This window comes from Aeromonas sp. Y311-2 (genome assembly GCF_027706025.1).
In the GTDB taxonomy this organism is placed as follows: Bacteria; Pseudomonadota; Gammaproteobacteria; order Enterobacterales; family Aeromonadaceae; genus Aeromonas; species Aeromonas veronii.
In genome coordinates this window covers 80,969-103,198 of record NZ_JAPDCL010000001.1, presented here as the reverse complement: position 1 = coordinate 103,198, position 22,230 = coordinate 80,969, and the positions used below count along the sequence as shown (strand labels likewise).

General features: G+C 55.0%; 18 protein-coding genes. 2 read left to right on the top strand and 16 right to left on the bottom strand.

Going from position 1 to position 22,230, the window contains the following annotated elements; all coding sequences use genetic code 11:
* Window positions 1-58: 58 nt before the first annotated feature.
* From OKC42_RS00500 to OKC42_RS00480, 5 genes are all read right to left on the bottom strand, one after another.
* Window positions 59-2,185, bottom strand: a complete 2,127-nt coding sequence (locus OKC42_RS00500) for a reprolysin-like metallopeptidase (RefSeq protein WP_270818877.1) — start codon at window positions 2,183-2,185, stop codon at window positions 59-61.
* Window positions 2,186-2,490: 305 nt separating this feature from the next.
* A complete protein-coding gene (locus OKC42_RS00495) occupies window positions 2,491-2,829 on the bottom strand; it encodes a hypothetical protein (RefSeq protein ID WP_080768659.1) in 339 nt (112 codons plus the stop codon).
* Window positions 2,808-4,772, bottom strand: a complete 1,965-nt coding sequence (locus OKC42_RS00490; protein ID WP_270818876.1) for a reprolysin-like metallopeptidase — start codon at window positions 4,770-4,772, stop codon at window positions 2,808-2,810. The genes OKC42_RS00495 and OKC42_RS00490 overlap by 22 nt, the downstream gene beginning before the upstream one ends.
* A gap of 252 nt (window positions 4,773-5,024) precedes the next feature.
* A complete protein-coding gene (locus OKC42_RS00485) occupies window positions 5,025-5,354 on the bottom strand; it encodes a hypothetical protein (RefSeq protein WP_042054439.1) in 330 nt (109 codons plus the stop codon).
* Window positions 5,351-7,327, bottom strand: coding sequence for a reprolysin-like metallopeptidase (locus OKC42_RS00480; protein ID WP_270818874.1), 1,977 nt, complete (start codon window positions 7,325-7,327; stop codon window positions 5,351-5,353). Before OKC42_RS00480 ends, OKC42_RS00485 begins: the two co-directional genes overlap by 4 nt.
* Before the next feature lie 215 nt (window positions 7,328-7,542).
* On the opposite strand from OKC42_RS00480, the gene OKC42_RS00475 reads away from it, so the two are divergent.
* Window positions 7,543-8,754 (top strand): RsmB/NOP family class I SAM-dependent RNA methyltransferase, encoded by a 1,212-nt coding sequence (locus OKC42_RS00475; RefSeq protein WP_270818872.1) that lies wholly within the window; start codon window positions 7,543-7,545, stop codon window positions 8,752-8,754.
* Window positions 8,755-8,835: 81 nt separating this feature from the next.
* On the opposite strand, the gene OKC42_RS00470 is transcribed toward OKC42_RS00475, so the two are convergent.
* The 6 genes from OKC42_RS00470 to OKC42_RS00445 all read right to left on the bottom strand — a co-directional run bounded on the left by OKC42_RS00470 (window position 8,836) and on the right by OKC42_RS00445 (window position 16,087).
* Window positions 8,836-9,219, bottom strand: coding sequence for a RidA family protein (locus tag OKC42_RS00470; protein WP_270818870.1), 384 nt, complete (start codon window positions 9,217-9,219; stop codon window positions 8,836-8,838).
* 69 nt (window positions 9,220-9,288) lie between these two features.
* On the bottom strand, window positions 9,289-11,583 hold the full coding sequence (gene pflB, locus OKC42_RS00465) for a formate C-acetyltransferase (RefSeq protein WP_270818869.1): 2,295 nt from the start codon (window positions 11,581-11,583) through the stop codon (window positions 9,289-9,291).
* Window positions 11,584-11,627: 44 nt separating this feature from the next.
* Complete coding sequence (tdcD, locus tag OKC42_RS00460; protein ID WP_270818868.1) at window positions 11,628-12,986, bottom strand: propionate kinase; 1,359 nt, start codon at window positions 12,984-12,986, stop codon at window positions 11,628-11,630.
* Window positions 12,987-13,036: 50 nt separating this feature from the next.
* The gene (tdcC, locus tag OKC42_RS00455; RefSeq protein WP_270818867.1) at window positions 13,037-14,368 is read right to left on the bottom strand and encodes a threonine/serine transporter TdcC; all 1,332 of its coding nucleotides are present in this window, start codon (window positions 14,366-14,368) and stop codon (window positions 13,037-13,039) included.
* A gap of 11 nt (window positions 14,369-14,379) precedes the next feature.
* On the bottom strand, window positions 14,380-15,384 hold the full coding sequence (gene tdcB / locus OKC42_RS00450; RefSeq protein WP_270818866.1) for a bifunctional threonine ammonia-lyase/L-serine ammonia-lyase TdcB: 1,005 nt from the start codon (window positions 15,382-15,384) through the stop codon (window positions 14,380-14,382).
* 358 nt (window positions 15,385-15,742) lie between these two features.
* Window positions 15,743-16,087 carry a Grx4 family monothiol glutaredoxin gene (locus OKC42_RS00445; protein WP_005353650.1) on the bottom strand — a complete coding sequence of 115 codons (345 nt, stop codon included), beginning with the start codon at window positions 16,085-16,087 and terminating at the stop codon, window positions 15,743-15,745.
* Between the two features lie 288 nt (window positions 16,088-16,375).
* Here OKC42_RS00445 and sodB point away from each other — a divergent pair, with 288 nt between their 5' ends.
* Window positions 16,376-16,960 carry a superoxide dismutase [Fe] gene (sodB, locus tag OKC42_RS00440; RefSeq protein ID WP_019444736.1) on the top strand — a complete coding sequence of 195 codons (585 nt, stop codon included), beginning with the start codon at window positions 16,376-16,378 and terminating at the stop codon, window positions 16,958-16,960.
* Between the two features lie 112 nt (window positions 16,961-17,072).
* Here the strand turns inward: sodB and OKC42_RS00435 are convergent, their stop codons facing one another.
* From OKC42_RS00435 to OKC42_RS00415, 5 genes are all read right to left on the bottom strand, one after another.
* Window positions 17,073-17,885 carry an MlaA family lipoprotein gene (locus tag OKC42_RS00435; RefSeq protein WP_270818865.1) on the bottom strand — a complete coding sequence of 271 codons (813 nt, stop codon included), beginning with the start codon at window positions 17,883-17,885 and terminating at the stop codon, window positions 17,073-17,075.
* A gap of 85 nt (window positions 17,886-17,970) precedes the next feature.
* On the bottom strand, window positions 17,971-19,239 hold the full coding sequence (gene ccmI / locus OKC42_RS00430; RefSeq protein WP_270818864.1) for a c-type cytochrome biogenesis protein CcmI: 1,269 nt from the start codon (window positions 19,237-19,239) through the stop codon (window positions 17,971-17,973).
* Window positions 19,236-19,715, bottom strand: coding sequence for a cytochrome c-type biogenesis protein (locus OKC42_RS00425; protein WP_017788562.1), 480 nt, complete (start codon window positions 19,713-19,715; stop codon window positions 19,236-19,238). The genes ccmI and OKC42_RS00425 overlap by 4 nt, the downstream gene beginning before the upstream one ends.
* 11 nt (window positions 19,716-19,726) lie before the next feature.
* A complete protein-coding gene (locus tag OKC42_RS00420) occupies window positions 19,727-20,257 on the bottom strand; it encodes a DsbE family thiol:disulfide interchange protein (RefSeq protein ID WP_005353655.1) in 531 nt (176 codons plus the stop codon).
* Complete coding sequence (locus OKC42_RS00415) at window positions 20,254-22,209, bottom strand: heme lyase CcmF/NrfE family subunit (RefSeq protein WP_270818862.1); 1,956 nt, start codon at window positions 22,207-22,209, stop codon at window positions 20,254-20,256. Before OKC42_RS00415 ends, OKC42_RS00420 begins: the two co-directional genes overlap by 4 nt.
* Window positions 22,210-22,230: the final 21 nt, after the last annotated feature.

Sequence of the window (22,230 nt, the reverse complement as noted above, 5' to 3'; positions counted from 1 at the left end):
CTTCGCTTGGTTTATCAATTTACCAAAGATGGGTAATCTCACCCTTGGGTTATCTGGTTTAGTAGCTCACGATCTCACGACGACGCAGCAGCGCAGCGATACCAAGGCCCAACAGCGCGAACAGACCGGTCGAACCGCCGCCACCACCGCCGCCATTGCTTTCAGGCTGGGGAGCCGGTGTATCACTGCTCTTGGTCGCCAGTTTTGGCGTAATGGCATAGAAGATATTGTCGCTACAGGCCAGCTTGAGGCGAACAGCGCTGCCAGCATTGGCCGGAATGGTCACCTCATGGGCGCCATTGTTGTTCACGCCATTGACCAGCCGCTGCCAGCTCTTGCCTTCATCGTTGCTATAACTGATATCGACCTGCTGACAGTTGATGCGGCCACCGTCGGTTCCAGCTACTTGCCAATTCACTGTGGTCGGGCTACCAACCAGAATACGCTGGTCAGGGGCTGGCAATATCTTGAAGGTTTGTGAACCTGTATCGACCACTTCGACCGAGGTCTCACCATAGGCACCACCGCCTTTGCCATCACGGGCGACCAGACGGAAGTTAAGGGTGCGCGGCACATTAACCCAGACATCACCTTTCTCAGCTTCCCCTTTTAACTGGGTAGCCAGCGAAGGAAAGTGGCGAACCGGGGATGCTGTCGGCGCGGCGTAACGATAAAGGGGACCGGTAGCAAGGAACCCGGAGCTCAATTGATGGCCACTCGTCGTTGCATCATCACTCAGGTCAACCTGCTCCCAAGTGTAAACAAGTGCATCACCATCAGGGTCACTGCCCTTACCACTCAGGCTAAATGCCACACCTTTAGGGATCACATGCACTGGCGGCACTTCGGTAATTTCCGGCTCCAAATTGTCCCCATTCTGTCTCGGAATAGAGGCGCCACAACGCGATGCGATAGTCGGTGCAAGAATCGCTGCGTCCTTGATTTCGATCTCCCCTTTCTGCGCTTTGGCTTCTCTCGCGATGATATGCTGCAGCATCTGCTCAATCGACTTGCTATGAAAATAAGCCTCGCTGTTGAGATGTACGTTTTGCTCCCCCATCAAACCCGCATAACCCATTATTGAACTACCACTGCCTGGCTCCCATGCCATAGAGGGCTCTCTTTGTGTCCCATTTGCATTATAGGTATGATTGGCGCCAAATTGATGGCCAATTTCATGCGCAACGAAGTCAATAAAAAATGCATCACCAACAGGATTTATATTTCCTGTAACAGCTTGAGACCTAGATGAATAAAGATATCCTATGTCATCACATAATGACCCAACTCTCGCCGAACCTGCATCTTTACCCGCGGTCAATACATGGCCAAGGTCGAAATAACCAATCTCTCTACTAATCAGTTTCTCTCTCTGAACTCTAGCATTTATAAGAGTATCTCTTGTTTCACCTGGATATCTGCCATTCACAAAAGGATCGTCAGCAAGATTTTCGAATATAATATTGTGATTTCCCTCTGCCAATACGAAACGAACACCCAAGTCCCTTTCATACACCTCATTTAAACGGTTAACCAATACAGCCAGTGAATCCATGGCTTGCGCCTTGCCGCCAAAGAACTTGGTATATGCACCAGTGGTAGAGAATGCAATGCTGTACTGGGTAAGCGCTGCCTTGCTATAACTAGCCTCGTTACGAGCCGCTTCAGTATTATTTTCTAGATTTTTTTTCAGCTCGGACTTGTCAATGATCTCATTGATATTCTTGCCACTCATTGAATGTGCATCTTTTTTGTAATAGACAGCGTAGGTACCGTTGCGCTGAATATCGACAAACACCTGCTCTCCAGCATGCATAAACATGCCGTTAAAACCGCGTGGAGAAATATTAAAGCGACCGGTATTGCTGGCGGTGCCCACTTCATGTCCTTTATAGGTCATGATATCTGGGTATTTTGCTGCCAGCGCAGGCGGTAATACGGAATAGGCTTCCAATTCATATTGCACCATCTTGCCATCAGGCAATGGTAGCGCAATCACGGTTTGGCCCAAGCGCAGATTTTCTAAAAAATCTGGTTCTACCTCAAAGATATTGTATGCGCGAGCCCTTACAGGTTCATCGGCCTGCTTGCTGCGTTTTTCGATCATATGCCATGGGGATGCCAGCGCGATATTGGCTGACATTGCGATGACAACTGAGATTGCATTTATTGTGAACTTCATCATTATTAATCACCTGACTGAACAGCCGGCGAGAATAACGTGACACAAATCACATTTCAACTTTTTCAATAAAAATTAAATGAATTTTATTTCATTTAAAATCATAAAGTTAGTGAGTTATAGTTTATAAACAGCTCATTTTGTTAGCATTTTCAGCAGTTCTTTTTAATAGAGTTAAAACTCCAAAAAAAGTATATGGGAGCTCATATGTGAGTCATCGAATCATTCCCATGAGGCTATCACTATGTTTGGAACATTAGAGTTATAACTCCAATCATGCCGATTTACACGCCGTTGTTGAACAGCCACTACGGCCTTGAAATCGCCTCCGGCATGCACCTTTCCAGCATCTGTCGGTTATATCGGGTGGCATAGTCAATCCGCTGCTCAAACTCCGATTCCTTGCCCATCTCAATGACATCACCGAACCCTTTCAGATAACGGACTCCGCACCGGGTTCTCGCTTCTGCTTGCAATGACTCCACAACCCCCGGAGCCATACCGCCGCGCCCGCCACGCACGATGAGCCGATAATCCTGAGCAGCAAGACTTTCATCTATTGCCTCGGTCAGTGATGCGGCCACAACAGGCGCTGCGCAGATATATAGAAACAGCAAACTGACGGCTAACCGTAATACCTGCGCCATCCGGCTGCCCCTCCCATCAGGAGGATCACGATAAGATTCACTGCACCACCACCACCGCCGCCACCCGCATTGTTGTCGGTAATGACAGTTGCACTTTCCGTAGTGGCAGACGCATTACCTCTTATCCCATTGATAGAGAAAAAAATATTATTGCTGCATGCCAGCTTCAGCCTGGCCGTGCTGGTCAACGGTGCAGGCAACACCACACTGGCCGAACCGTTATTGGCAAGCCCGCTTGCCAGCGTAGTCCAAGTAGAACCACCATTCTGTGTCAGTGCCAAATCCACGCTGGGACAATTGATAGGAGGCTGATCGGTCCCGGCAACATTCCATGTCACTAGCTGAGTGCTACCCGCCACCATGGCGCCGATCTGCGGAGCTGTGATGGCAAATGCCGCGCCGGTATTGATCACCTGAACCACCATTTCATCACTGCTCACCGCCCCCTGACCATCACGTACGGTAAGGCGGAACTGGAGATTGCGATTGGTCGCAGGCCACGCTTCTCCTTTGGCCAAGACACCCGATATCAGAGAGCTCATGGCGGGCAATGTTCTACGGGGATCCGATGTCGGTGAAGCAAAGCGAAACAGCGGGCGGGTTCCATCATCCACCATGGTTGCCACGCTGTAGGATGCATTGCCAAGATCAACCTGCTCCCAGGTGTAACTGAGGGGATGACCATCCAGATCCAGCGCACTACCGACAAGAGTGAAAGGCGTATTGGCGGGGATCACCCTATCGCCCCCCGCATCCACAACCGGCGCGTTATTGGCAAGCGCTAGGTCGGTGCCACAGGAGGGCAGAGAGGCCATCAGAGCCCGCATCTGCTCGATCGACTTGCTGTGAAAGAAAGGAGTGCTGTTAACCTGCAGATTCTCCTCACCACAGATCCCGGCATAAGCCATGATGGTCGAGCCACTGCCCGGTTCCCAGGCTGAGCTAGCCTTGCGACCCGTGGCACAACTGTCGGCCATGCCATTGAAGGAGTGCTCGGCCCCCAGCTGGTGCCCCAATTCGTGAGCCACATAATCAATAAAAAATGCATCACCGATAGGCTGTGAGCCTCCGGTCATGCCCCGTGAACGGCTGAAAGGGTTGCATAAAGATCTCAGGGTCGCCACCCCGCCGCCTGATGTCGCCAGCAGATGGCCCAGATCAAAAGAAGGATTGAGCAACACCCCCTGTTGGGTCTGGTTGATTGCGATATCCTGGGTCGAGTTGGTGAAAGGATCCGTCGCAGGATCGGTGAAAATCACATTATCCGTATCAGCTGCAAGCTGAAACTCGGCCCCCACATCACGGCGATAGACTTCATTGACCCGATTAAGCAGTGTTGCAATGGCCGAGAGTGCTGCAACCTTGGTACCACCGTGATACTGGGTATATTCCCCGGTTGCCGAGATGGCGATGGTGTAGCGCTTGCGCAAATTGCCATCGACCAGCACAGCTCGCTCACGCTCGATACCATGAGGATCAATCACCTGATCCACATCCTGTCGCCGCCAGGCATCTTGCTGTTCATAAACGGCATAAGAGAAACCGTCCTGAAGCGGATCGACATAAAAGGTACGCCCCTGATGGGTAAACATACCGTGAAAACCATGTATGGTGACATCAAATCGGCCTGTATCCGCCGCCCGATCGATAGCCTTCCCACTGTAAGTATTGATAGAAGGGTAGCGCTGGGCCAAAGACTCCGGGAGCAAGGCATTGGGATGAACATCAAACTGCACCGTAGTGCCATCCGGCAATGGCAAGGTCAATACACTGGCGAGATGCCCGGGTTCAAAAGGCTTGTCAGGAACCACCACTCTGACCTTTTCAGCTCGCACATCATAGACCCCTCCCCTTTCCAAGTTTTCATCCATGAAGGTCCACTGTGGTTCTGCTGCAACCTGAACAGACAAACTGGTGATAATCACCGCAATGCCATGCTTCATAGAGCCTCCTTGCCCTACCTTGGTGACAACAAGTATGGTGCAGCGTCAATTGACGATCTGCGTGACAGACAGAAAAGAAAATTCGCACAAAACTTCTGTCACGCTGAAAAATCGTGCTACACCCGCGCTCCCCATCTCAGGCAATACAGACTGGCCCCATTCAACAACGGAAAAAGTGAAGGCGCCATTGGCGCCTTCACGGATAGATAGGGGGATGAATATCCCCTCCATTTGGATTGGTTCGTTGGTGTATTACTGCTTGCCAGCGCCCGATGCTATTGGGCAATGAATCACCATACGCTGGTTATACTCGCTGGCGTAAGCGCTCAACTTGGCATGTATCTCTTGCTGACCGGGCCTTATCACATCGCCCAATCCATCCAGATAACGCTTGCCACAGCGCCCCTTGGCCTCTGCCTGCTGTTCGGCTGCAATACCGGGGGCGAACTCTCCCCGCCCGGCTATCACTATCAGGCGGTAATCCTGCCTGGCGAGGTTTGCACTCAGCTCCTGTTCCAGCGTGCTGGCATCGGCCTGACAACCGCCGAGCATGACAAGCAGCAACAGAGGGACTCCCTTCATGTACGCCTCCGTTGCCAGCCGAGCAGTGCCAGAGCCAGCGTCCACAATCCGAGCGCCCCGCCACCACTGCCGCCACCTGAAGTCGAGCCACCTTGCACCAGAGGCAATTTGAGGGGACTGATGGCAAAGAAGATATTGTCGCTGCATGCCACTTTCAGCCTGACGCTACTGGTGAGATCGGCAGGCAACGTTACCGTTGCTGCGCCGTTATTGGGTTGTCCGGCGGCGAGCATTGTCCAGCTTACGCCCTCATCCTGGGTCACCGAGATGTCCACCTTGCTGCAACTGATCGGCGCCACAGTTGTGCCCGCCACATCCCATGCTATGGCCTGACTGGCCCCCGGCGTGAGAGTCACCCCGTAAAACGGGTTGGTGATGCGAAATGCCGCACCGGTATTGATCACTTGCACTTTCATGTCATCACTGGCAACTCCACCCTGACCATCACGCACCGTCAGTCTGAAATTGAGATCCCGGTTGGTAGTCGGCCAGGCCTCTCCTTTGGCAAGCGTGCCGGAGAGCAGGGATGGCAAACTCGGCAGGATCCGCTCCGGCGATGCCGTGGGAGAGACAAAACGAAACAGCGGCCGGGAGCCATCGTCAATCATGGTGGCGGCACTACTCGATTCAGTACCAAGATCGATCTGCTCCCAGTTGTAGAGCAGAGAATCATTATCCAGATCTCCACCAGCCCCTTTTAACATAAAGGCCGTATTGGCAGGGATCACATAGTCCCCCCCTGCAGCTGCCTGCGGGGCATTATTGCTCAACGCGAGTGTGGTTCCACAAGTCGATACGGTCGCCATGTGCGCACGCATCTGCTCGATGGACTTGCTATGAAAATAGGGGTCGCTGTGAGTCTGAATATTCTCATCACCACAAATACCGGCATAGGCCATGATGGAGCTGCCACTACCAGGCTCATAGGCTTGACTCGCAACCCGGGTACCAGCACCGCAACTCCCGGTAGTGCCGTTGAAGGTATGATCAGCACCAAACTGGTGGCCAATTTCATGAGCCACATAGTCAACGAAGAAGGCATCTCCCACCGGTGTGGGTGAACCCGACATCCCACCAGACTTCTGATTGGTGCAGAGCACTGCCAATCCGGCCAGACCGCCGCCATTGGTATTCAGGACATGGCCGATATCAAAATTACCGAGCTGCATATTGGTAAAGTAATAAGCCTGTACCCCGATATTGGTCTGCGCATCCGAATTATCATTGGCAAACAAGTCGCTGGCCGGATCGGTAAAGATCAGGTTGTCATTGCCACTGGCCAGCACGAATTCGGCGCCCACATCCCGTTGATAGACCTGATTGACGCGGTTGAGCAAGGTCGCAATCGCCGCCATGGTAAGCGCTTTGGAGCCACCGTGGTATTGGGTAAATTCTCCTGTCGCCGAAATGGCAATGACGTAGCGCTTGCGAACATTGCCATCCACTTGCACCTTGCGCACCAGTTTGCTGAGCTTGAGCCCTATCACCTCATCTGCAGCCTCTTCCAATCGACTATGGGCATCCTGCTGGTAATAGATGGCGTAACCTTCGGCATTGCGCAGCGGATCGACAAACACCATCCTGCCCTGATGGCTGAACATGGCGTGGAAACCTTGCGGCCCCAGATCGAAGCGCCCCGTCTCTATAGGATGCGCCGGGTTGTGACCCTTGAAGGTGCGGATCTGCGGATACTTGGCGGCGAGATCTGCAGGCAGCAAGTCGTAGGCTTCCAGAGCAAAGGTGACCTCCCCCCCATCGGGCAACGGCAGGGTCAGCTCACTCGCCCCGGCTTGCAGCCCGGCAAAATAGTCGAGCGGCACCTTGGCCACCCGAAACTGATTGGCCCGCACCTCATAACCTTGCTCCGCAGTCGCTCTGGCGGCTACCGTCCTCCACTCGCTGGCCATCAGGCTGGTTGACCCCAACAAACTGGCCACCAACAAGGCCAACGAACACTTACTGGTCACATGCATCTTTGTCATCCTTGTAGTCATGCACTTTTTTGAACCATTACCGGCATCATTATCCCGCCGAATCAAAAAGCCCGGCGCCACTGTTTCAGCCACTCACCCATGGGGAGTGTTGCGCCAACCCCATCTAACCCCTATCATTGCGCGGATTTGTCAATTTTAGAACTGTCCCTCTTCACAAAGGTGCGGTTCATCTTTCTCTGGCCAAGGTTAATCTCATGCTCAAATCCCCACTGTTGCCCCGTTTCGGGGATCTGGTCGTTGCCATTATTGACGATGTGCTCGGTCAGGGTCTTACCCTCGACCGCGCTTATGCCCGTCACTTCTCCGGCATCGAACTCAAACCGCAAGAACAGGCAAGGATTGCCCTGGTCACCGGCGACCTGCTGCGCCGTCTCAGCCTCTATTGTTTCCTCACCGGTATTCAGGTGCGTCAGGCCGAAAAGAATGTCTGGCCGCTGCTGCACAGCTGGCATGCCTTCCACAAAATTGCCCAGCCCAACCACCCGACCCTGGATCGCTTCAATGAAGAAGCATTCCGCCGACGTCTGACCGAGGCGAAGAAGAACCCGGTATTGATGGATGGTTGCCCGAGCTGGCTGGAGAAACTGGGTAGCGAGCAGCTGGGTGAAGCCTGGCCTGCCGAGCGTGCCGCTCTGGCCTGGATGCCCAAGCGCTACCTGCGGGTCAACACCCTCAAGTGCACCCGTGATGAGCTGCAAGCCATTCTAGCCAAAGAGCAGGTCACCACCATTCCGGTTGATGGTGTGGAGACTGCCCTGCAGGTCACCTCGGACGCCGCCCTGTTCCGTACCAAGGCCTTTGCCGATGGTTGCTTCGAGCAGCAGGACGCAGGCTCCCAGCTGGTTGCTGCGGCTCTGGAGGTCACCCCGGGCATGCGGGTGATCGACGCCTGCGCCGGTGCCGGTGGCAAGACCCTGCACATCGCCGCCATGATGCAGGGCAAAGGCCGTCTGCTGGCGATGGATGTGGAAGAGTGGAAGCTGGAGAATCTCAAGCAGCGCGCCCGTCGCGCCGGTGCCCACAACGTGGAAACCCGGGTCATCACCAGCAGCAAGACCGTCAAGCGCCTCAAAGAGAGCGCCGACCGCGTACTGCTGGACGTGCCCTGCTCCGGTCTGGGCGTACTCAAGCGCAATCCGGATGCCAAGTGGCGTGATACCGCCGAGCGTCTGCCGGTGCTGGTCGCGCTGCAAGAAGAGATCCTGCAGCGTTACAGCCAGATGGTGAAGGTGGGTGGTCTGCTGGTCTATGCAACCTGCTCCATCTTGCCGCAGGAGAACCGCCAGCAGGTGGACAAGTTCCTCGCCGCCAACGAGAACTTCCGTCTGCGTGACGATCACACCGTAAGCCCGTCCGAGACCGGCTTCGACGGCTTCTACACGGCTCGTATCGAACGGATCGCCTGATCTGCCCGATGACCATATAGACAAAAGCGGCTGCCATTGGCAGCCGCTCTGTTTTGGCTTGCTGACACACTCCCGATGGGGTTACAGCGCAGCAATCGCCTCTATCTCGATCTTCACATCCTTCGGTAACCGAGCCACTTCTACGCAGGAGCGAGCCGGATACATGGCATCGTGCTCGGTGAAGAAGTCGTTGTATACCCGGTTTACCGCTGCAAAGTCGTTCAAATCCGAGACAAACACCGTAGTCTTGAAGATATTGCGCACTTCACCGCCCGCCGCCTCGACAATCGCCTTGACGTTTTGCAGGGAGCGCAGGGTTTGCGCTTCGATACCCTCCGCTATGTCGCCGCTCACCGGGTCCAGCGGGATCTGGCCGGAGGTGTAGAGGATGTTGCCAATCCGGGCGGCCTGCACATAGGGGCCGATGGCGCCCGGCGCCGCTTTGGTAGTGATAACCTGTCGCATCTGTTACTTCCTCGTGCTGACAAACAAAAAGTAGGCCCGGAGCAAGCCTGCTCACCCCGGGCATCAGAGTTACATCATGTTGGTGAAAGTTCTGGAGATGACGTCCTGCTGCTGCTCGCGGGTCAGGGCGTTGAAGCGCACCGCATAACCGGAGACCCGGATGGTCAGGCTGGGGTACTTGTCCGGATTCTCGATGGCATCCAGCAGCATCTCGCGGTTCATCACGTTGACGTTGAGGTGCTGACCCCCTTCCACATCCCGCTCATGATGAAAGTAGCCATCCATCAACCCCACCAGATTGTTCTCGCGATTGGCCGGCTCCTTGCCGAGCGCCCCCGGCACGATGGAGAAGGTGTAGGAGATCCCGTCCTTGGCATATTTGAACGGCAACTTGGCTACCGAGGCGAGCGAAGCGACCGCCCCCTTGCGATCCCGACCGTGCATCGGGTTGGCTCCCGGCGCAAACGGCGCACCGGCGCGGCGGCCATCCGGAGTGTTGCCGGTCTTCTGGCCATAGACCACATTGGAGGTGATGGTCAGGATCGACTGGGTCGGCACCGCATTGCGGTAGGTCGGCAGCGCCTGGATCTTCTTCATGAAGCGCTCGACCAGATCGCAGGCGATAGAGTCGGCCCGCTCGTCGTTGTTGCCGTACTGGGGATACTCCCCCTCAATCACGAAATCGACCGCCAGCCCGTCAGCATCGCGCACCGGCTTGACCCTGGCGTACTTGATGGCCGCCAGCGAATCGACCGCCACCGACAGACCGGCGATACCGCAGGCCATAGTGCGATAGACGTCGCGATCGTGCAGCGCCATCAGTGAGGCCTCGTAGCTGTACTTGTCGTGCATGTAGTGAATAAGGTTGAGCGCGCTGATGTACTGCACCGCCAGCCAATCCATAAAGCTGTCGAGGCTGGCCATGACGGTCTCGTAATCCAGCACCTCGTCCATGATGGGCGCCACTTTCGGGCCAACCTGGATCTTCAGCTTCTCGTCCACGCCACCGTTGATGCAATAGAGCAGGGTCTTGGCCAGGTTGGCGCGGGCACCGAAGAACTGCATCTGCTTGCCGATCACCATGGGGCTCACGCAGCAGGCGATGGCGTAGTCATCGCTCTCGAAGTCGGTGCGCATCAGATCATCGTTCTCATACTGCAGGGATGAGGTATCGATGGAGACACGGGCCGCATAGGTCTTGAAGGCCCGCGGCAGCCCTTCCGCCCAGAGGATGGTGAGGTTGGGCTCGGGCGCCGGCCCCATGGTCTTGAGGGTGTGGAGGTAGCGGAAGGAGTTCTTGGTCACCAGGGTGCGACCATCCAGCCCCATGCCGCCGATCACCTCGGTCGCCCAGATGGGATCGCCGGAGAAGAGGGAATCAAACTCGGGGGTGCGCAGGAAACGCACCATGCGGATCTTCATGATGAAGTGATCGACCAGCTCCTGGGCATCCTGCTCGCTGATGAGCCCCGCCTTCAGATCCCGCTCGATATAGATGTCGAGGAAGGTGGCGGTACGGCCGAGGGACATGGCGCCACCGTTTTGCGACTTCACCGCCGCCAGATAGGCAAAGTAGAGCCACTGCACTGCCTGCTGGGCTGTGCGTGCCGGCCCGGAGATGTCAAAGCCGTAGCTGGCCGCCATCTGCTTGATCTGCACCAGTGCCCGCTTGTGCTCGGCCAGCTCCTCACGCTGGCGGATCACCTGCTCCAGCTGCTCTCCCCGCTCGAGAGCCGGTTGCAGATCGGCAAACTGCAGCTCCCGCTCACGGATTAGATAATCTATGCCATAAAGCGCGACCCGACGATAATCTCCGATAATGCGACCACGACCGTAACCATCCGGCAAACCGGTCAATACCCCTGACTTTCGGCAGCGCAACATCTCGAGAGAGTAGACGTCGAACACCCCCTGATTGTGGGTTTTGCGCAATTCGCTGAAGGTGTATTCAAATTCGGGATCCATCTCCCGGCCATATGCTTCAAAAGAGCTTCTGATCATATTTACGCCGCCAAACGGGTGCAGCGCTCTTTTAAGGGGCTTGTCGGTTTGCAGGCCAACGATTTTTTCCAGCCCCTGCTCGATATAGCCCGGCCCGTGGGCGGTGATGGTCGTAGCAATATTGGTATCAAAATCGACCGGTGCGTGGGTGGCATTCTCGATACGGATCCCCTCCATCACCTTGTTCCACAAAGTGGTGGTCGCTTCGGTCGCATCTGCTAAAAACCGTTCGTCACCTTCATAGGGGGTGTAGTTCTGCTGGATAAAATCACGGACGTTAATCTCGTGCATCCAGTTCTCACCGGCAAACCCTTGCCATGCCTGACGGAATTTATCCTGATCCAATTGCATATCAACTTTCATCAAATAAACCTCTTTCACTACTCATGACACTACAGTGGAAGATGTCAGACGCACTCGGCCTGACGAACCTGCTGCCCCAGACGAATGGCATCCAGCGCGATCATTTTCTCTTCATTGGTGGGAATAACCGCCGCCAGCACCATGGACTCTGCCGCCGAAATAACCCGGCAGCCCTCGCTATTGGGACGCTGGTTAAACGGCTCGCTGATCGCTACGCCAAATACCTGAAGCCGTTCGCATACCAGCTTTCTAATAAAAGCCGAGTTCTCGCCGATCCCGCCGGTGAAGATAACGGCATCCAGCCGGCGCAATGAGGTGGCATGGCCGCCGATATGGCGGGCAATACGATGGACAAAAGCGTGAATGGCCAATTTTGCCCCGGGATGTCCTTCGTGATAGGCAGCTTCCAATACCCGCATATCCGAGGAGAGCCCCGAAATACCCAGCAGGCCGGACTGCTTGTTCAATACCCGCTCGATATCCTCGATGGATTGCCCCGTCTTGCTAGCGATATAGGCCAGCGCGCCAAAATCGATATCGCCGCTTCGGCTACCCATGATCAACCCTTCCAGCGGCGTCATCCCCATCGAGGTATCGACGCTCTTGCCATCCTGTACCGCGCAAATAGAGGCGCCATTGCCCAGATGGGCGATAACCAGACCGGCATGCTGCTCATCCAGCCCCATAAATACGCAGGCCTGCTCGGCCACATAGCGATGGGAGGTGCCATGGAAGCCATAGCGGCGCACGCCGTAATCCTGCAGATATTGGTAAGGCAGCCCATAGATATAAGCTTCCGGCTTGAGGGTCTGGTGAAAGCCGGTATCAAATACCGCAATTTGGGGCTGGTTGGGAAATAGCTGGCGGGCGGCCATCACGCCACTTAAATTGGCGTGATTGTGCAGGGGAGCCAAGGGTGACACCTGCTTTATTTTGGCCAAGACATGTTCATCAATGATCACGGCTTCGCTAAATTCACTGCCACCATGCGCAATCCGATGACCAATCAGCACAATCGAATCCAGCAGATCGCGCTTTTTCAATTCAGCCGCAATGGCAGCCAATGCACAGGTGTGGTTATTTTCAGGTAATGACATAGCGGGCTCTTTACCCACTTGCAATTGGGGATGGGCCGTCTCAATACCATCCGCCATACCGGATATCACCACCTCACAGGATTGACTCTCCAGTACCGAGAATTTGACCGATGAGGAGCCGCAATTGATAACCAGAACCAACGAATCAAACTTCATTACATCGCCTCGATATTTATGATGTCGAGTCACTGCAGTCAGAACATATTTACCACTGAGTGTGGTGGCCAAATCACGGATAGCCTTGCCCTGGGCCCACATAATTGGGCCAACCAAGAACAGGTTATTACGCACTTCTGACTGCGCCATCCAGACCCCGCCAGGGGGCCTGAATGGTTGATGACTTACAGAAAAGGTTTTCAGAACAGCTTGGAAACTATATTCAGGATGGTCAGCACACCGATGATGGTGACAAACAGGTTGCTGGCCTGACCTTTATATTTTGCAAGTGCCGGTGTCTTGCTCACCGCATACATCGGCAGCAGACAGAGCAGGGAAGCGATGATTGGCGCCCCCATTGCCTCAATCAGGTCGAGGATGTTGGGGTTCACATAAGCAACCAGCCAGGTGGAGCCCATGATGAACAACATACTGACCATGTTGAGTTTTTTACTGGAAACCTTGCTCTTGTCGCCCTGGTAGCCAAAGCGGAGGATGAGGCCGTTCAACCCTTCCAGCGTCCCCAGATAGTGGCCAAAGAAGGATTTGAAGATAGCAACTAGCGCAATGATGGACGCCGCATACTCCAAAGTGGTGGCAAACGCAGACTTGCTGCCCGTCATTGAAGAGAAGTGGTTGGCCAGATAGGAGAGCACCGGAATGTTCTGGGCTTTGGCTTCCGCCATATTTTGCGGTGACAGGGTAAAGAGGCAGCTGAAGGCAAAGAACATCACCACGCCCACCATCAGCATGCTGGCACCGGAGATAATCTTCGAGCAGCGCTTCTCGGTAAAATCACGACCGAACTCCTGCTCATACTCTTCCCGTTTGGAGACGATGAAAGAGGAGACAATCGGCGAGAAGTTGAAGGAGAAGACCATGATGGAGATCCCCAGCCAGACGGTAACCAGAATACCATCGTGACCAAACATCGATATCTCGCTCAGATTGACCTGATCAAAGGCGGCACTGTTCCAGTACGGGACAAGGGAGAGAGAGATAACGATCAGACTGGCAATAAAGGGAAAGACCAGATAGCTCATCACCTTGACCATCAGATCTTTACCGAAGTAGATCACGAATGCCATCAACATCAACAATGCCAGTGCAACCACACCTCGATTAAGCGGAACCAACTGTAGTTGATGCTCCCAAAATGCCATAAAGGTATTGGTGATCGTCACACCATATATCCACAGCAGTGGGCAAATGGCAAAGAAATAGAGGAAGGTAATTACTACCCCACCCATTTTGCCAAAATGCTCTTCAACGGTCTCGGTAATATTTGCCGATGGATTACTGCCAGAAAGACATAATCTGGCCAACGCTCTGTGGCAATAAAATGCAATGGGGTAAGCCAGCACCAGCATGATTAATATTGGGATCAGGCCACCATATCCGGCCCGGATTGGAAAGAACAAGACCCCCGCCCCGATAGCAGTACCGAACAGACCTAATCCCCATGTGGTATCCGATTTACGCCATGCACGCGTATTCTCTTTACTGCCAGTGACAACACTGTCTAATATCATGACTGCATTCCTTACAGGCTAAATTGACGAATATTTTTCTGTTCGATAATTTCGGCGATCCGGGTCAGATCAATATTGCCACCCGAAATAATGCTGACGGTCTTTTTACCTTCGACATAATGTTTCAGCTTGCCACTGAGCAGCGCTGCCGAGGCCAGAGCTCCCGCCCCTTCGGTAATCACCTTGTTGCGCTGAATAAGGTCAACCATGCTATGACGAATATCATCCTCGGTGACCAGTACAATATCATCCACCAATTGTTTGACGATTTCGAAGGTCAGTGAACCGGGTCTTGCCACATCACAGCCATCGGCCAGCGTGCTGCTGGTTCTGTGATTGGTCATGGTACCGGCATAGAAAGAGGCCGCCATACCGTGCACATTCTCGGATTGCACACCAATCACCTTGATGGTCGGATTAATAGATTTGATAGCCATGGCAACACCGGCAATCAAACCACCGCCACCGATCGGCACTATGATGTTATCGACATCATACAAATCTTCGATAATTTCCAGGCCAATGGTGCCCTGGCCGGCAATTACTTTTGCATCGTCGAAGGGGGGGATAAATACGCGGCCTTCCATCTCCACGATTTCGCTGACTTTGGCAATGGTGTCATTGAAGCTATTTCCATGGAGGATCACTTTGGCTGAATAGTCACTGGTTGCAGCAATTTTTGATTTGGGGGCACAGCAAGGCATGACCACCTTGGCATCAATTCCCAGCATAGCACTGGAGAGTGATACACCTTGGGCATGATTGCCCGCCGAGCAGGCGACAACACCTTTTTGTCGGTCTTCCAGACTTAATGAACTGAGTTTGTTGAAGGCGCCACGAATTTTAAAAGAGCCTGTACGTTGCATGTTTTCAAGCTTGAGGTAAACCTCGCCATGGCAACGTTCGCTGATGTAGTTAGAGGGTAGTTGCGCGGTCTTGTATATATGATTGGTCAGTCTTTTTTTGGCTTCAGTAATATCATGAAGACCAATGGGCAGATTGCTATACATCTTCATCGCAAATCTCTTTTTATTTATTAATTTGTAGGGTTTTATTTCACAGGGCGAAGCGATACTAGGTTCTATCACTTGCAATTAATGTGAGCATAAACACAAAAAATCTACAAAGAGACTACGTTACGGTGAAATTATCAAAAAATGTGATGGCAGCAACACTTGAATCCAAATGGATTAAAAAAAGTAATCAGATATTGGAAAATAATATAATTAACAACTCCAAAACAAAGCCGTAAAGATTAGATTTTTCAGGGCAATTGCGTTGCTTTTTGCAACCGACAATCAGTTGCTTGCCTGACAGAACCGGGACAATAAAAAAGGGAGCCAGTGTGGCTCCCTCTCGACAATACCGAACCGATTACTCAGCTGCAGCATCATCTTTCTTGTACTTGGCAGCAGTCTCTTTGATCAGAGCCTGCAACTCGCCAGCCTGGAACATCTCGATCATGATGTCACAGCCACCGATCAGCTCACCTTCAACCCACAGTTGGGGGAAGGTCGGCCAGTTGGCGAATTTTGGCAATTCGGCGCGGATATCCGGATTTTGCAGGATATCAACGTAGGCAAACGGCTCGCCGCAGGACATCAGAGCCTGGGAGGCCTGGGCAGAGAAGCCACAGCTGGGTAGCTTGGGGGAGCCCTTCATGTAGATGATGATGGGGTTGTCAGCCAGCTGCTGCTTAATCTTTTCAATAGTTTCCATAGGTGCCTCACTAGAGCGATTTCGGCGGCCATTCTACTGCAATCTTGCCCGAGCACAAACTGGCAAAGGGGTGACCCAGCTCGAATTGCGCAAAGAACCCACACTGGATTGATCGCGATCATGGCGCTAATCAAGAGTTGTTAGGCCATCTTTGATACTGCTACAATCCCTTGGCTTTGGGCTACCCAGCCCCATCATTTTAAAAACAACTCTTTTCACATATAGAAAAGAGTACGCAATGTCTTGCAACCGTCGCCTTCGCACGGTCCAGCCAATGGAGAGTAGAAAATGGCATTCGAACTTCCCGCTCTGCCCTATGCAATCAACGCTCTGGAACCGCACATCTCCCAGGAAACTCTGGAATATCACCACGGCAAGCACCACAACACCTACGTGGTCAACCTGAACAATCTGGTGCCGGGTACCGAGTTTGAAGGCAAGTCTCTGGAAGAGATCATCAAGACCTCCAACGGCGGCATCTTTAACAACGCCGCCCAGATCTGGAACCACACCTTCTACTGGCACTGCCTCTCCCCGAATGGCGGTGGCGAGCCGACTGGCGCCCTGGCTGAGGCCATCAACAAGGCATTCGGCTCCTTCGCCGAGTTCAAAGATGCCTTCACCAAATCTGCCATCGGCAACTTCGGTTCCAGCTGGACTTGGCTGGTGAAGAAAGCTGACGGCTCTCTGGCTATCGTCAACACCTCCAACGCTGGCTGCCCGCTGACTGAAGCCGGTACCACCCCGCTGCTGACCGTTGACCTGTGGGAGCACGCCTACTACATCGACTTCCGCAACCTGCGTCCGAAGTACATGGAAACCTTCTGGGCTCTGGTTAACTGGGAATTCGTGGCCAAGAATCTGGCTGCCTAATCAGCCTCGCTTGCCAAAACGCCCCGCACTGCGGGGCGTTTTTTTATCTCGATATGGCTGCGAAAATGAATAAGGCGCCCGCAGGCGCCTTTTACATATCGAGATGACCCGTTTACTGGTCCAACTCGTCCATATATTCATCCAGATTGGCATCGTCGGCCTGCTCTTGCTGAGACGCTTTCAGCTCGGTCTGCTTGCCCGTCACCTTGCCCTGGTTATATTGCAGGTAGAAGTCCTTGGTCAGCGCATAAGGATCGAGGGAGTTGTCGATGATCCGCTCCTGATCGATCAGCTTGGCACGATTGCCCAAGCCATCCAGTGCCCAATGTGCAACCTTCATTGGGAAGGTTAACAGGGCATAGGGGAAGTAGAAGCTGTCAATCGCATCACCAACCAGCTCCCGGGTGGTAGTCGGGCCGTAGACAGGCACCATGATGTAGGCACCATTACCGATATCGGCCCTGCCCAGCACGGTATCCATCTCCAGCTTGTTGCGCTCGAGACCGGCATGTTTGGCCACATCGAAGATACCCAGCAGACCGACGGTGGTGTTGAGGGTAAAGCGCCCCAGGTTGGTCCCCGCCCCCTTCAAATCACCGGTGATCAGGTGGTTCACCATGCTGCTCGGTTCATCAAAGTTGGCAACAAAGTTGGCAATGCCATCCTTCACCCCCACCGGAATATAGCGAGCGTAAGCATGTACCACAGGACGTGCTACATAGGGCTCCAGCACATCATAATTGACCGCCCACATGGCACGGTTTGCTCCCTGGAAGGGATCACGCGGGTCGGCCGCCGTACTGGTGGCGCCCGGACGATTCATACCGGGATTGAGATCCAGACTCTCTGGGCCAGGCTTGGGCGGGCCACCGGCACAGCCAGCCAGCAAGAGGGCTGCCAGTATGGCCCCTGAACGAAGATACATATGATTGTCCTGACGTTTTATTTTGATTTATCAGAAGTATAGATAACCCAGCCCCTATCCAGGGGCCGGGTTATCCAAAGGCATATTAGAGGGCGTGATCGATGCGGATGTCAATCGGAGCAGCAGGGATCTCGGCCGTCTTGACCGGCACGGATACCCCTTCGAAGGCTCCTTCCTTGTTCATCACATTGCCACCGCGCGAGAGACGCGCCTTGAACTGCAGCTCCGGATAGGCCTCCAGTTTGCTACCTTCCATCATGGCATCGCCATCCCCGAGTGACAGGGTAACTGGCAGGGTTGGCCCTGCGATACGCTTCACGGCGATAGGCATGGGCGGCCCGTTGGGCACCACGGCAAAGACGAAGAGATGGGCATCTTCCGGCATCTGAATGCCCGCAGCCAACGTGACGTGGATGGGGAATTCCCCCTCCTTCACCGCCAGCGGTTGTCCCTCAACTGCGCCCGCTTTGGCTACGCCTGAATTCGTCACCTCGATGCCGCGCTGCTTGAGCTGCGCGCGGGCATACTCCATGGAGCGCTCGACCATCACGTAACGGGGGGTACCTTTCTCCATCAGTGGCAACATCGCCTGCCAGCGAGACAGCGCGGTCTGGAAGTCCTCTTTTTGCAGCGCCATAAAGGCATAGACAGAGCGTGCTTCGATATTGTCCGGATCCTGCGCGATAGCCGCTTGCAACAGGGCATCCGCTTGCGCCTCATCCCCCGTCATCATTAGCGCCTGCGCGTAGGGCACCGCCACCAGCGATTTCTGGGGAGCCAGCGTGTAGGCCCGCTCCAGCGCCTCGCTGGCCATTTCAGGATCATTGCCATCCAGCGCCAAACGTCCCAGCAGCAGCCAGCCGCGGTAGTCGTTCGGTTCATCCTTGAGGCGGGTACGCAGTGCCAGCGTGAAATCCAGCAGATCCTGCTCGGTCACCTGGGCATCGCGTTCCACCAGAATGCGGTTGCTCAGCTCGCCAAGACGGCTGCTGGCATCTTGCCAGCGACTCACCTCTTGCCAGGAGCCCAACTTGTAGTAGAGCCCCAGGCTCACCACCAACAGCACCAGCACACCCGGGATCCAGATCAGACTCTTGCCACTGCGGGCGGTCTGCTCCACATCAGGGATATCATCCAAGAGGCTTCGTTGCAGCTCGACCAGCGAGTCGGACTCCTCAGCCAGAACACCCTGCTCGCGCTCTTCGCCAATTTCCAGCAGCCGCTGGCGATAGAGCTGTTTGTTGAGCGCCGAGCGACTGATGCTCTGTTTGCCTTCACCACGCCACAGCGGCACGACGAGCGCCAGACTCACCAGCACCAGCAAGCCCGCAATCACTATCCAAAAAGCGGTCATTGTTTCTCTTCCTCTTTGAGCAGCTCGGCCAGTCGGCGCTGCTCCTCCTCGCTCAAGGCGTTATCCAGTTGTTTTTTCACCGCAGGGGGCCGGCGGCTGCGCATCACGACCACGGCGCCACCGATCAGGATCACCAGCAGCGGGCCGAGCCAGAGGATCAGGGTGGAGGCCATCAGGGGCGGGTTATAGAGGATAAAGTTGCCGTAGCGGGCCACCATGTAATCCACGATCTCCTCTTTATCCTTACCCTCGCGCACCATCTGGTAGGTCTTGTCGCGCAGATCCTTGGCCAGCCCTGCATTGGAGTCGGCGATATCCTGGTTCTGACACTTGGGGCAGCGCAGCTCCTTGGTCAGTTCGCGAAAGACCTGCTCCTGATTGTCGTTGTCGAAGGTGTAGACATCGATAGCGGCCATGGCCGGCGCTTGCACCACCCATCCCAGCAACAGCAGCAGGGAAGCAATAAATACTCTCATCAGGACTCCCCTCACTTCATGGCATCAAAGATGGGTTTGAGGGTCGACGCCCAGTTCTCGGGGTTGATATCCCCCACGTGGCGATACCGGATGATCCCCTTGCTGTCGATAAAGAAGGTCTCCGGTGCGCCATATACCCCGAGATCCAGCCCCAGCATGCCGTCCGGATCATAGAGGTTGACCTGATAGGGGTTGCCCAGCTCCGCCAGCCATTTGATCGCCTTGTCGCGCTCATCCTTGTAGTTCATGCCGATGATGGGAATACCCTGCCCCGCCAACTGTTTGAGGTAGGTGTGCTCGCCATAGCAGGTGGGGCACCAAGTGGCCCAGACGTTGAGCAGCATGGGGCGACCAGTCAGGATACTGCGATCGTGCTGTTTGTTCAGATCGTAAATGTCCTGCAGGGTGAACACCGGCACCTCTTTGCCCACCATCACGGACTCAAGCTTGGTGGGATCGGAGTAGAGCCCTTTGAACAGGAACACAGCCCCCAGCAAAAAGACGATAAAGGGGATTAAAAACAACCAGGTCTTTTTGTTCATGCCTTGGCCTCCTCATCACGACGGCCGAAACGGTAACGCTTGTCGAGCATCGCCAGTACGCCACCAATGGCCATAAAGACGCCGCCGAACCAGATCCAGCGCACGAACGGCTTGTAGTAGATCCGCACCGCCCAGGCTCCGTTGTCGAGCTGTTCCCCCAGCGCCGCATAGAGATCGCGGGTGATACCGGCATCGATGGCCGCTTCGGTCATCGGCATCCGGGTCACCTTGTACATCCGCTTCTCGGGCTTGAGCAGGGCGACCTGCTTGCCATTGCGGTGCACTTCCAGCACGCCCTTGAAGCCATCGTAGTTGGGGCCGTTCTTCTCCTTGATCCCGGCAAAGACAAACTCGTAATCGGCAAAGTGCACCCGATCACCCGCCTGCATTCGCAGATCCTTCTCGATGCTGTAGTTCTGGGTGCAGGCGATACCTATGATGCTGACTGCCAGCCCCACATGGCCAAGGATCATGGCCCAGTGGCTGTTGCCAAGCTTGCGCACACCGACTGCAAAGCCGTGCTTGTGGGTCGCTCGCGCCCAGGTCTCCTGCACGCTGGTGACGATGATCCAGGCGCCCAGACCAATCCCTACCGCCGCCCACGGCTTGAAGGTTTCGGCAAAGAGCAGCGGCAACAGCAAGGCTGCGGCCAGACTCAGCACCAGTGCCACAACCACCTTGCTTTTGAGCTCCCCCAGCTCCTGACGACGCCAGCGAAACAGCGGGCCAACCCCCAGCAGCAGGGCAAACGGGATGATCAGCCAGCTGTAGATGTGGTTGAAGAAGGGAGTACCGATAGAGATGCTCCCCAGCCCCAGCTCCTTGTGCACCAGCGGCAGCAAGGTACCGAGCAGCACGGTCAGCAGACCCGCCACCAGCATGATGTTGTTGCAAAGCAGCAGGGTCTCGCGGCTCCACAGCTCGTGTTTGCCGTGGCTCTTCACCTGCGAGCCTTTGAAGGCAAACAGCAGCAAGGATGAGCCGATCACCGCCAGCAGGAAGCCGAGAATAAACAGACCGCGGGTCGGATCGGAGGCAAACGCATGAACCGACACCAGCACGCCGGAGCGCACCAGGAAGGTACCCAGCAGGCTCAGCGAGAAGGCGGAGAGGGCTAGCAGCACGGTCCACGCCTTGAAGGTGGCGCGCTTCTCGCTCACCGCCAGCGAGTGCAGCAGAGCGGTGCCCGCCAGCCAGGGCATAAACGAGGCGTTTTCTACCGGATCCCAGAACCACCAACCGCCCCAGCCGAGCTCGTAGTAGGCCCACCAGGAGCCGAGCACTATGCCGAGGGTCAGGAATACCCAGGCCGCCATGGTCCAGGGGCGCGACCAGCGGGCCCAGGTCGCATCGAGACGACCGGTCATCAGCGAAGCAATGGCAAAGGCAAACGCCACCGAGAAGCCCACATAACCCATGTAGAGCATCGGCGGATGGAAGATAAGACCCGGATCCTGCAGCAGCGGATTGAGGTCACGACCATCTACCGGGAAATAGGGCAAGGTGCGGGTGAAGGGATCGGAGGTGAACAGCACGAAGGCAGTGAAGCCGACCGAGATCAGCCCCAACACGCCGAGTACCCGAGCCACCGCATCGAGCGGCAGACGACGGCTGAACATGGCCACCGCCGCAGTCCAGCCACCCAGGGTCAGAACCCACAGCAGCAGGGAGCCTTCGTGGGCCCCCCATACGGCGGAAATGCGATAGGCAAGCGGCAGCAGGCTGTTGGAGTTAGTGGCCACATACTGCACGGTGAAGTCGTTATCGATAAAAGCCCAGGTCAGGCAGAGAAACGACAGCAGCAGCAACAAGAACTGGGCATAGGCGAGCGGACGGGCCGCCGACATCATGCCAAGACGCCCCCAACTGGCGCCTAGCAGCGGGTAGCTCCCCAGCAGCAGGGCGGTGGCAAAGGCCAGGATCAGCGCAAACTGACCTAATTCCGGGATCATGAAGGCATTCCTTTCAATTGA